Here is an 11,700-nt window from a genome sequence, read left to right as displayed (position 1 = left end):
TTTTACCCCTCTGCCATTGCAAACAACGTCGCCCCATCAATAATGAGTACATTGCGTCGCCCGCTGGCCGCCTTGACGGTATCGGGCGTGAACTCAGTTGACGTAATGACCAACCCTTTCGGAATGCCCATCCGCTTCATATCTTGCAACAGGCTTTCAAGCGTACCGGGCCGCACCTTATCGGCAACCGACAGCCGGAGTAGATATGTAACACCTTCGTAGGTCAGTTCGAGATCAAGGTGCTTATCCTTGTCGATAAAGCGATAATCTTTGAACTCAAACCCCTTCTTGCGAAAGAGATTAAGGACATACGAGCCAAACTGGGGCAGCGACAACCCTTGCAAGTCTTCGAGCGTGCGCACCACGTTGGGGCGTTCGAGGCGGCCACCACGCTCGGCGATCTCCTTCTGCAACTGGCGGTTGCGTTCTTCGGCCCGGCCCGACATCACGGTGCCGAATGCAGGGAAGGGGATCAAAGCAAACGCCGAGAAGATAAAGTAGATCGTGATCAGATCTATCAACGTGGCCGGTGCTGCTGGTTGATCAGGATCGAGCTGAATCACCGGCATCGGGGCAATGCCGGCTTGACCAACCAACCCGTACCCGGCCATAATGGCCAGCCCAAAGAGAAATGTTACTACCCCGAGGGCAAGGCCATTGGCCAGATACTCGCCGCGCACCTTGCGGCCCAGATAGATGCCGGCCAGCACCGGCACCACCCCTGCGAGAATCTGCAAAATGTTGTTGGCCAAAAAGAGCGAACACCACGCAATGGCGGTAAGAAGGCCAACCAGTAGCACTTGTACCCATTCAATCGAGCGAAATGAATGGGCAAGGCGCTGGAGGAAAGACGGCTTCGCTGTTGGTTCTGACACCGGCTGCGGTGTCGTCTCGACGCTCATAGAATCCTCTACATTGTCAATTATGGACGGCCATTGCGATCGCCTTCGCGTTCCAATAATTCATCAACCGCTTCACGCAATTTGCCGATGTCGGTGAATGCGCGGTAGACCGAAGCGAACCGGATGTAGGCGACTTCATCAAGATCGCGTAACCGGCGCATGACCGCATCACCGATTACCTGCGAGCTAATCTCTTGTTCGTCGGTTGCCATGACCATCGCCTCGACATCGTTTACCAATTGTTCGATCGCGTTCGCCGATACGGGGCGGCGATAGCAGGCCGTACGCACACCGCGAGCGATCTTCTCGCGATCGTAGGGTTCGCGGGTGCCATCCTTTTTAACCACCATCAGACTCACCGATTCGATCCGCTCATAGGTGGTGAAGCGACGGCTACAGGCGCGGCACTTGCGCCGGCGCCGGATCACCTCGCCCTCGTAGAGTTTGCGCGTATCGATCACATCGGTCTCTGGAAAGTGGCAGAACGGGCACCGCATGAACGATGTCTACTCCTTCAAGTGTCTTTAACACGCATTATAGCACACGCTTATGCCGCCCTGATCTGCACCTCGCGTCCGAAACTACGGCGGAGGAGGCCACTGCGGCGAGTAGCCTCCCAAATTTCGACGTGGGCATCACCATCGGCAATGATATCAATCGTAATCGCTTCACCGATTTGCACCCGTACATCGCGCACTATCTGGCTCTTGCTGCGTTCAAGATACTCGGCCAACCGCAGCATTGCGCTGAGGCGGGCGATGCGCGTTTCATCATCCGGGGTGACAATCGCCGCATAGGGGGCCGGGCCACTCCAGCCTTTGCGGTGGTTGCGCACCAGACTGGCGATTATCACAATTTCGCGGTGGCTGAAACCAAGCAGCGTGGCGTTGTGAATCAGATACTCGCCGTGCTTGTGGTGGTCGTAGTAGCCGACACTCACGCCTACATCGTGCAAGATGGCGGCATACCCAAGCAATTCCCGCTCCCACGCGCCGTAGCCGTGCAAGGGGGCTAGTTGATCGAAGAGCGACTGGCTGAGGTGAGCGACACGGGCGCAGTGTTCGGGTTCATAGTGCGTGAGCCGGGCCAGATTAAGCACGCTAAACCGACGTGGATTGGCCAGGAGCGGTTGCGGCTGGTCGGCGAGAAAGTGTTGGTAGAAAATGCCTTCGCGCACGCCTTGGCCGCTGACCAGCAAGCTGGAGAAGCCGCCACGATCCATTAAGGTAGCGATGATGACCGCGCCGGCCAGCGTCACATCCACCCGCTCCTCTTTCATGCCCGGAATTTGGAGCCGTTCACGGCGCGGACGGCGGGCCAGTTCATCGATCATCCGCTCGAGCGCTTCACGGGTTAGTACATAGCCATGCACCCGTTCGAGCGGGTAGTTACGCTGCTTTTGGTCAATCCGGGCCAATTGGCGCACCGTGCCACCCATCCCGCCCAACTTGCCGTGGTGCAGGTCGGGCAACCAATCGAGCGGAGCAAAGGCGGCGCGGGCGGCTTCGCGCAGCCGGCGAAGGTCAGCGCGGCTAATGGGGTCGCTCTGCACAAATTGTTCGGTAAAGCGCACGACGCCGGCCTGTACCGAGAAACTGCGGGTGAGCGAACGATCGTAAACCGCCATGACCTGTGTCGAACCGCCGCCGGTATCGAAGAGAGCACCGGTTTGCAGCGGCAAGGCATTGATCGCGCCCAGATAGCCAAAGTAGGCTTCCTCCTCCGCCGAAATAATACGCAGATCGAGCGGCGTGGCCGCGCGCAGGGCGGCCCAAAACTCGGCTTGGTTGGCCGCCTCGCGGATGGCACTAGTACCGACCGCGATCACCTGATCAACACCGGTAGATAGGCAGAGGGAATAGAACATCCGCAGGGCTTCAACCGCCCGCCGGATTGGCACCGGCTGGAGCATGCGCGACGGGCCGATCCCCTCGGCGAGGCGCACGGTTTCGCTCACCTCATCAGTGAGCCGGAAGCTGTAGCCCGGCTCGTATGCCATCACAATCAGGCGTGTGGTGTTGGAACCGAGATCGATCACGCCGATTTTTTTCATAGTGGTAGTCCTAGCGGTTAGGCGAGGCTGTGAGTCGCTCGGAAAGACAGCTCTGCCATTCAACGCAACGGCACGTTGCGATTGCTGCATAAGGATTATGGAATGAGGCGGGGATGCTGTCAAATGACAACATAGGGACCACGACTCAGCAGCGCCTTCGGCGCGGCATGGGCGGGGGGTGGGGCGGCGCCCAAGAGCTGCACCGCCGTGAGGCTCTCTATGTTACTTTGGACGGTACAATCAATGGTGTTGGGAATGATGCATGGCATGGTGCAGATTATGGCGCGCACGATCGCGTTGGCAATGCAAAAAGGCGGCGTCGGCAAGACGACGACGGCGCTGAATCTAGGGGTCATGTTGGCGGCGCGCGGGCGACGGGTGCTGCTGGTTGATCTCGACCCGCAGGCTAACCTGACGCAAGGGCTTGGAGTTGACCCGGCGGGGTTGGAATACAGCGTCTACGAAGTCTTGCTCAACCCTGAACACGGGAGCGCTTTCGCTACTCGCACCCTCAGCGACGGGTTGGATCTCATTCCAGCCTCGCTCGATCTCGCCGGAGCCGAACTCGAATTGGCCGGGAGGGTAGGGCGCGAATTGCTCTTGCGCAAGGCCTTGCGCGCCGCCCAGAGTCAGTACGACTACATTCTGCTCGATCCGCCGCCGAGCCTCGGCTTGTTTGCGCTCAATGCGCTGGCCGCCGCCGAGATGGTGCTGGTGCCGCTGCAACTGCACGCTTACGCCTTGCGCGCCCTACCGCCGCTTGAAGCGACGATCGCGTTGGTGCGCGAGATTAATCCGCCGTTACGGATCGGCGGGATTGTCTGTACAATGGCTGACCGGCGCACCAACTTGAGCCAGCAGATCGAGCAGCAAGTGCGGGCACAATACGGCGATCTGGTCTTCAAGACGGTCATTCCTTTCAACATCCGGTTGGCTGAAGCGCCGGCAGCCGGCGCGTCGATTGCGACCTTTGCCCCACAGAGCGCTGGCGCGCAGGCGTATGCCGCCTTGGCAACCGAATTGGAGGAACAGTATGGCCGATGAAACAAACGAATCGATCCGGCGTGGACGCGGATTGCGCATCTCGGTGTCCTCTGCCGATCAAGCTGCTGAGTCTCCTCTGCCGGAACGTGATACGATTGTGCGCGGACACGGGCTACGGCTCTCAACAGCAGCAACCACCATGCAAATAGCAACGGTGCGTACCGTGAATGGCCCATTGCGTTATCGCCGTATCGGTGAAGGGCCACCATTGATAGCAGTGCATGGCGTTGGCGCATCCGGTCATTTGTGGCGTGATGTGTTGAACGGTCTGGCAGACATCCGTACCGGCTACGCTATCGATCTGCCCGGTTGCGGTGAGTCACCGGCGCGGAGTAGCGCTCCAACGTTAGCGATGCTGGCCGATGAGATCATTGCGTTCGCCAATGCACTAGGACTGCGTCGATTTGATCTGCTTGGTCACGCACTGGGTGCCGGTGTGGCAGCGATAGTCGCAGCAACTCATCCGGCACGGGTAAGTCAACTGATTCTCGTCAGCTTTGGTGTACGGCCTAGTACCCCTGATGCGCTCACTCTCGCCCTCACTCGCACCCCATTCGATGTCTTCCTCGGCCTTGCTCGTCCCCTGATCAATACGTGGACGGGCTGGGCAGTCGGGACTCCATTAACCAATCAGTTGATGGCGGCGTGGCTGCTGGCCGGGCCACCGGCTGATCCGGCATGCTGGGATGCGTATCTGTCCGACCATGCGCGTGCTGATAGCCGAATGTACGTTACAATGCAGACAATGCCTGCCGATCCGACACTGAAGCGCCGGTTGCAGGCGATCAAAGCCCCTACGTTGCTCATCAGCGGACAAGACGACCGGATCATCCGTCCTGCCGATGTGCAGGCAGCAGCAGGATTTATCGAATCGGCAAAAGTGGAATTGATCCCTGCTTGTGGTCATTTACCACCAATTGAGCATCCGGTTGAGTGTCAGCGGCTAGTACGCGAGATGATAATGGCGTGACCCCATCTCCCTTCTCCCCAGCAGGGATGTGCCGCGTGCTTGCGGGCGATTACTGCGATCACTGCACACCCGCGCAATGACAGACATCTCCACGTGGGGGAGAGGTCGGGGGTGGAGGCACCTCCGGCATCCAGCAGATTGACAGGAACGGGATCTATTCACCTCGTCTCCTCGCAGCCAGAGATTGCTGCGAGCGATCTGCGCCTGCACAATGACAGTAGCCCCATTCACCGACACGGAGGAGAAGCCGGGGTGGGGCCATTTCGCTCTGAATTGTTGAATGGAATAAATTCCGCTCTATGAGAAGCGAGCTAGGGTAAGGGTAGAAAAGAGGGAGGGCCATATTGATTGCCTTGACAGCGTGACAGTCACGTGCTATATTTTGCTTAACCGATTAACCGCTTAAACGTTTAAAGCGGAGTAAGAGCTGTGGCCACCATCAAAGATGTCGCACGGCGCGCGCAAGTCTCCACCGCAACGGTCTCGTATGTGCTCAACGGCACCGGCACTGTCAGCGACGCCACTCGTGCACGCGTACTGGCCGCCGTAGCCGAGCTTGGCTACCAACCCAACTACAGCGCCCGCGCCCTCCGCACCCGCTCGCACACCATCGGTGTCGTCGCCCCCGGCATTGCGAGCCGGCTTGCCGACCCAGCCACCGCCGAGATTCTGGCCGGTCTCAGTGAAGCAGCCACGGCTGCCGGTTACTGCCTCTTGATCGCTGCACCTACCGATAGCGAAGCTGAAGGCGAACTCGATCTACGCCTTGCCCGTAGCGGCAGAGTCGATGGTCTTATCCTCTTCGATCTGCATATCGATGATGAACGCCCGGCATTACTGACCAACGCTCACATTCCAACGATTGCCATCGGCGCGCCAACCAACGGCGTCGCCTGTCCAATCGTTGGCTTTGATCTCCGCGCCGGTGCTGAACAAGCCACCCAGCATCTTATCCGACTTGGTCATCGCCGCATTGCCTTGCTCACAGTGCCGTCAGACCTCAGCATCAGCGAGCCATTCTACGCTGGCTATGTGACTGCGCTGCACGCTGCTGGTCTACGTCGCGATGCTACTTTGGTGATCGAAGCTGGTACCAGTGAAGACGATGGCGTAGCAGCAATGCAAGAGCTACTAGCGGCTCGGACACCGCCTACCGCTGTACTAGCCGCAACCGATACGCTAGCATTCGGCGCAATGCATGCTCTGCGCGACTCCGGTAAGGTCGTTGGGCAAGATGTCTCGGTGATGGGGTGTGACGATCTACCACTGGCGGCGCATACCTATCCGCCGCTCACGACCCTGCGCGCGCCGCGCCGCGAGCTAGGTGCGACCCTCGCCCGCCATCTGATTGGCCTAATCGAACGACGCACCGTTCCACCGGTTACGCTGCTGCCGGTGCGTTTGATTGTCCGTCACTCCACCGCTGCGCCGCGCGCAGCCGGTTGAGAATAGAGCATGAATCGGCGAGCGCAAACTCGCCCAGCAAAGGAGTGTTGCCAATGGCCTCGATTAAGTATGATCACGTATGGAAACGGTTTGGCGAAGTCACCGTGCTCAAGAATCTCGACCTCGACATCGCCGATGGCGAGTTTCTGGTGCTGGTCGGCCCGTCGGGTTGTGGTAAATCAACCGCACTGCGCTGCCTCGCCGGATTGGAAGAGGTCACCGAAGGGCGCATCTTCATCGGTGACCGCGATGTGACCGACATCCCGCCCAAGGATCGCGACATCGCGATGGTCTTCCAGTCCTACGCGCTCTACCCACACATGAGCGTCTACGACAATATGGCCTTCGGCCTTAAGCTCCGCCGCGTGCCCAAAGCCGAGATCGACCGGCGGGTGAAGGAAGCTGCCGAGATGCTCAGCATCGCCCACTTGCTTGACCGCAAGCCCAAGGCTCTGTCTGGCGGCCAGCGCCAGCGCGTTGCCCTTGGCCGCGCCATCGTGCGCGACCCCGCCGTCTTCTTAATGGATGAGCCGCTCTCGAACCTTGACGCCAAGTTGCGCGTGCAGACTCGCGCCGAGATTAGCAAACTCCACCAGCGCCTCAAGACCACCTTCATCTACGTGACCCACGATCAAACCGAGGCGATGACGATGGGTTCACGCATTGCTGTCATGCGCGATGGCATCTTGCAGCAGATCGACACGCCGCAGAACCTTTACGATCACCCGGTGAATATGTTTGTGGCCGGATTCATTGGCAGCCCGGCAATGAACTTCTTTGAGGCGAAGCTTGAGCGCACCGACGGCGGGGTGAGCGTGGTGGTAGGCAAAGAGTTTGTCTTGCCGGTGCCGGCTAGCAAGCTCGATCACGTCAGCAGCCACATTGGCAAGAGCGTTTATTTCGGTATTCGCCCCGAAGACTTGCACGACGCTCACTATGTACCGCGTGGCGTTGATGAGCGGGCCAAAGTGCGTGCCGCCGTCAATGTCGTTGAGCCGATGGGATCCGAGATCTACGCTTACGTTGAGAACAGTGGCAAAGAGTTCATTGGCCGCTTCGACCCGCGCTCAAACGCACGCACCGGCCATACAATCGATGTGGTCTTCGATATGGAGAAGATGCATATCTTCGACCGCGAAACTGAAAAGGCGTTGACGTAATCTGACGACACAGCCGCACTGCCGTGCGGCTTACCGAGAACAAGCCCGCTATGCCCTTTTTCCCCCTCTCCCCTTGTGGGAGAGGGGGAATACCCCTATGTGGAGGAGGGGCAGGAGGTGGGGGGTAGACTATAACAACCCTGTCGTTTCAGCGAATCCCAACATCAGATTCATATTCTGCACAGCCTGCCCGGCTGCACCCTTCACCAGATTATCAACGACCGCGACCACGATTGCGCGGCCCGGTTCGACCATCTGATGCCCAATCACCACATAGTTCGTGTGTTGCACGTGGCGCAGTTCCGGCAACTTCCCAGCCGGCAAGACGTGAACGAACGGCTCAGCGGCATACGCATCGGCGTACACCGCAGCGAGCGCCGTATCGTCAACTTCTGACTTAAGATTGACATAAATAGTTGAAAGAATCCCACGGAAGACCGGCAGCAGATGAGGGGCAAAAATAATGTGCAGCCCAGTCTCCTGTTCCATCTCGGCCAGATGACGATGGACGCGGCCAACATTATAGGCGCTAAAGGTCTCGTGGGTCTCGCCAAAATGCGTCTTCAATGATAGCGAACGACCGGCCCCGGAAACACCCGACTTACTATCAACAATAACCGTGGGATCAGCAAGGAAACCGGCGCGCACCAACGGCACCAGCGGCAAAATGGCCGTCAACGGATAGCAACCGGTATTCGCCACCAAGCGGGCTTGACGAATGCGTTCGCGGTGCAGTTCAGGCAGACCGTACACCGCCAACTCAAGTAAGTCCGGCGCCGGATGCGGCTTACCGCGTCGCGCTGCGTAGACTGCGGGGTCGGCAATGCGAAACGTGTCGGAAAAATCGACCACCTTCGCGCCAGTAACCAGCGCACGTTGCACAATCGGGATCAAGTCGGGGGTGTTATGGGGAAGGCAAGTGAAGACCACATCAACACTCGCCGGATCGACCTCTTCCGCCGCAGTGAGCCGCAGATCGCTCACAATCGGGAAGACCTCGCTGAGGCGCTGCCCGGCTGCTGAACGAGCGGTAGCAAAGGCAACTTCTACCGTTGGATGACGGGCGAGCAGCTTTAGCAACTCGATCCCGGTGTATCCGGTTGCGCCATAAATACCGACACGGGCCATTGGTGCGCTCCTCGTACAACGAACGAATACCCTACTCGCTCCATTGTACTCTACTTACCACGTGCGGTCAGGCGCGATGGCGATCACGGCGGGGTGAATCTGGCCAAGCCGGCGCAAGAAGTTCAGAATCCGAGTAAACATACCCATTACTCCTCTCGCAGACGACCGAACACCTGTGCGCAACGCTTCTCCCCGGCGCATCGAACGGTTCAGCGGAGAAGGCATTGAGCGCACACGCTGCTTCACGCAGCCGCAAGCCGGTGAAACCCGGCGGGTGAGCGGTCATCGGACATTATCGATGCGCCATGATCAGCATAGCATAGCCATGTTAGTGTTTCATCAGCCCAAAGGTTGAGGAGTATTAACGCCGCAGGAATACACTGCCATGTGTCTCCCGTAGGGCGGAATCCATTCCGCCCTATAGCAAGCCAGAGATTTCTTCAAGCGCTCCGCGTCTGCGCAACGACAGTAGCTACCCGTTGGGGCAAGGACTGGGGTGATGGGATACCACCTCACTTGCCATTCTTCTTAGACTTCAATACAATATCCGTCAATGATCAAAGATCGACAAATGCACAGCTATGACTTCTCCTACCAATGACCTCGCTCAGCTCGATCAGGCAGCAGCACAAGCGCGTTCGATCAGGCGCGACCCGGCCCAAATGCTGCGCATTGCCGCCCTTTTTGCCGCACCGGTCCTTGATCCGCATCACCCGGATCGTTCGCCTGCACACCTTAACCTGCGCGCCGAGTGGGAGCGGTTGGTACGCGCTGTTAGCGATGCCCACACCCCCATTCTCCTTGCTCGCTTGACACCGCCAACCCTCGCAACGTTGCGGCGCGAATTGTCTCCCCGTGTGGCCAACCAAGGCCTCTTCCCGCATGTGCTGCACATCAGCGGCCATGCGTGGGCGCAGGGGCTGATCTTGGAAGATGACTACGGGCAAACGCACGCTGTGACCGCCGCCGACCTGCTCGCGATGATCCGCCCGCCCCAACCGCTCGACCTCGTGGTGCTCAATGCCTGTGAGACTGCTGCCGAGACGCAGTCGGCGGCACAGGCGCTGCTCAATACCGGTCTCGCGCGCGCCGTTGTAGGCCACCCGCAGCGCGTGCGCGACGACGAGGCGATTGCTTTTGCCCGCATGCTCTACACCGATCTGACCGACGGCTATCCGCTCCGCGAGGCAATGGCCCGTGCGCAACGTACCATCACTACTCATACAGTGGTGATGCTTGGCGATGGTGATCTGTGCTTTGGGAAGTTGGAGCGCGGCGAGGCGCTTATTCACGATGCCCGTCCTTTTGGCAACCTTCCTGCCGAGACCGGTATCGGCTTCGTCGGGCGCGGGGTGGAACTTGTCACGCTTGCCCGCCAACTCGACCAGCCACCGAAGGTGATCGTCATCTCCGGCCCGGCGGGTATTGGTAAGAGTCGCCTCTCGCTCGAAGCGGCGCACCGCAATGCATGGCGGTTTCCCGGCGGCGTTGCCTATGCCGAAGCAAGGGGAACGACGTGTGCAATCGATTTGCTGCTCCTTCTGGCCAATGCGCTGCGCTTGCCGGGGTTGACCGACGGGAGCGCAGTGCCGCCAGACGGCACTAAGGCATCCACCTTGCCGCTACACCGGCGCGTCGTTGACGCACTGCTTGGCCACGCACGCACCTACGCGACGCTGTTCGTACTCGATAACCTCGAAACCCTGCCGCTCAACGAACTAGCGATCATCAGCGATTTCGTGGGGCGATTGGGCGGACCGAGCGCGGCGATCATTGCGCTGCGTTCGGTGCCTGAAGCGTTGGAGGAGTTGCCGCATAGTTGGGCGCTGTCGCTGTACGAAGGATTGCGCGAAGACGATGCCGTTCACTATGCCTCGGAGATAGCGCGCAGCAAGGGGGTGCCGCTGACCGGTAGCGATGCCGAAGAGATTGCGTGCGCCACTGCCGGACACCCGCTGCTGATCACCCAGATTGTGACGCGCGCACGCCGGCGTGATCGGCAGGCGCTGTTGGCCGAAGTCCGCAGCCGCGCCGGAGATTTCGCAGCGCAGGTAGAAGCAGTCTATGCATGGAGTGCGGAGCGAACCGGTGCCGCAGGCGAACGTGCGTGGAGCGCACTACCGCTCTTCCCGGCCGGATGGGTACCTGAAGCTGCGCTGCGTACACTAGCAGGCGATGACGGTATCGAGGCGTTGCGCAGTGCGGCTATCGCCGATTTCGACCCGATGCGGCAAGTGTGGCGCTGGCACCCGACTGCAGCCGGCTACGCAGCGCAGCGCTGGCCCCTGCGCGACGCCGAACGGAAGCAGCGACACGCTGCCACGTTGCCCGCATGGAGTGACTGGTTGGCAGGTTTGGGGGAAGACACGCAGTCGGATGCACTGCTTGAAGCCGCGCTGCTGAACCTCGCGCCACTGATTGATGCAGCGCGTGATGCTGACGCAGGGCTGAGATTCCTGCACCAACTGGCTCGCGTCCTGCCGGCGCCAGATCACACGTTGACGCTCCGGTCGATCCAAGAACCGCTCTACCGGACAATGGCTGACTTGGCGCCGGATACGGCGCAACGAGCGCAGGCACTGAGTAGGCTTGGCTACGCTCGATCGGCGGTCGGGCGGTACGCGGAGGCGCTGGCGGCAACGGCCGAAGCGGTCGATCTCTTGCGCAACCTGACCGCAGCCCAGCCGGACGCCTTCCGCCCTGCCCTCGCTCGGAGCCTGGCGAACCTCGGTGAGCATCTGGCGGCGGTCGGGCGGTACGCAGACGCGCTGGCGGCGACGGAAGAAGCGGTCGATCTCTTGCGCAACCTAGCCGCGGCCCAGCCGGACGCCTTCCGCCCTGCCCTCGCTACGAGCCTGTCGAACCTCGGTAAGCATCTGGCGGCGGTCAGGCGGTACGCGGAGGCGCTGGCGGCAACGGAAGAAGCGGTCGATCTCTTTCGCAACCTGACCGCGGCCCAGCCGGACGCCTTCCGCCCTGCCCTCGCTCGGAGCCTGT

Annotated in this window: 9 protein-coding genes; 5 read left to right on the top strand and 4 right to left on the bottom strand. The window is 60.0% G+C overall.

Annotated features, from left to right (window positions below; genetic code table 11):
• Positions 1-2: 2 nt before the first annotated feature.
• The 3 genes from Q1A00_RS12845 to Q1A00_RS12835 are packed head-to-tail and all read right to left on the bottom strand — an operon-like array spanning position 3 to position 2,955.
• Positions 3-902, bottom strand: a complete 900-nt coding sequence (locus Q1A00_RS12845; RefSeq protein ID WP_298405980.1) for a restriction endonuclease — start codon at positions 900-902, stop codon at positions 3-5.
• A 20-nt stretch (positions 903-922) separates the two neighbouring features.
• Positions 923-1,399, bottom strand: coding sequence for a transcriptional regulator NrdR (gene nrdR, locus Q1A00_RS12840; protein ID WP_298405979.1), 477 nt, complete (start codon positions 1,397-1,399; stop codon positions 923-925).
• 50 nt (positions 1,400-1,449) lie between these two features.
• Entirely contained in the window at positions 1,450-2,955 is a 1,506-nt protein-coding gene (locus Q1A00_RS12835) for a Ppx/GppA phosphatase family protein (protein WP_298482796.1), read from the bottom strand.
• A 219-nt stretch (positions 2,956-3,174) separates the two neighbouring features.
• Here Q1A00_RS12835 and Q1A00_RS12830 point away from each other — a divergent pair, with 219 nt between their 5' ends.
• The 4 genes from Q1A00_RS12830 to Q1A00_RS12815 all read left to right on the top strand — a co-directional run bounded on the left by Q1A00_RS12830 (position 3,175) and on the right by Q1A00_RS12815 (position 7,575).
• Positions 3,175-3,999: a ParA family protein gene (locus Q1A00_RS12830; RefSeq protein ID WP_298405977.1), complete on the top strand. Its 825-nt coding sequence runs from the start codon at positions 3,175-3,177 to the stop codon at positions 3,997-3,999.
• Positions 3,989-4,969, top strand: a complete 981-nt coding sequence (locus Q1A00_RS12825) for an alpha/beta hydrolase (RefSeq protein WP_298405975.1) — start codon at positions 3,989-3,991, stop codon at positions 4,967-4,969. The genes Q1A00_RS12830 and Q1A00_RS12825 overlap by 11 nt, the downstream gene beginning before the upstream one ends.
• Before the next feature lie 429 nt (positions 4,970-5,398).
• Positions 5,399-6,415, top strand: coding sequence for a LacI family DNA-binding transcriptional regulator (locus Q1A00_RS12820; protein WP_298405630.1), 1,017 nt, complete (start codon positions 5,399-5,401; stop codon positions 6,413-6,415).
• Positions 6,416-6,468: 53 nt separating this feature from the next.
• Positions 6,469-7,575: an ABC transporter ATP-binding protein gene (locus Q1A00_RS12815; protein WP_298405628.1), complete on the top strand. Its 1,107-nt coding sequence runs from the start codon at positions 6,469-6,471 to the stop codon at positions 7,573-7,575.
• Between the two features lie 129 nt (positions 7,576-7,704).
• Here the strand turns inward: Q1A00_RS12815 and argC are convergent, their stop codons facing one another.
• Positions 7,705-8,703, bottom strand: coding sequence for an N-acetyl-gamma-glutamyl-phosphate reductase (gene argC, locus Q1A00_RS12810; protein ID WP_298483095.1), 999 nt, complete (start codon positions 8,701-8,703; stop codon positions 7,705-7,707).
• Positions 8,704-9,284: 581 nt separating this feature from the next.
• On the opposite strand from argC, the gene Q1A00_RS12805 reads away from it, so the two are divergent.
• The coding region (locus Q1A00_RS12805; protein WP_299757184.1) for a CHAT domain-containing protein at positions 9,285-11,700 on the top strand (2,416 nt) is incomplete at its 3' end.

The organism is uncultured Chloroflexus sp., assembly GCF_938091255.1.
Lineage (GTDB): Bacteria > Chloroflexota > Chloroflexia > Chloroflexales > Chloroflexaceae > Chloroflexus.
Note: the sequence above shows the minus strand (reverse complement) of the source record. Positions and strands in the feature narration are given on the sequence as shown.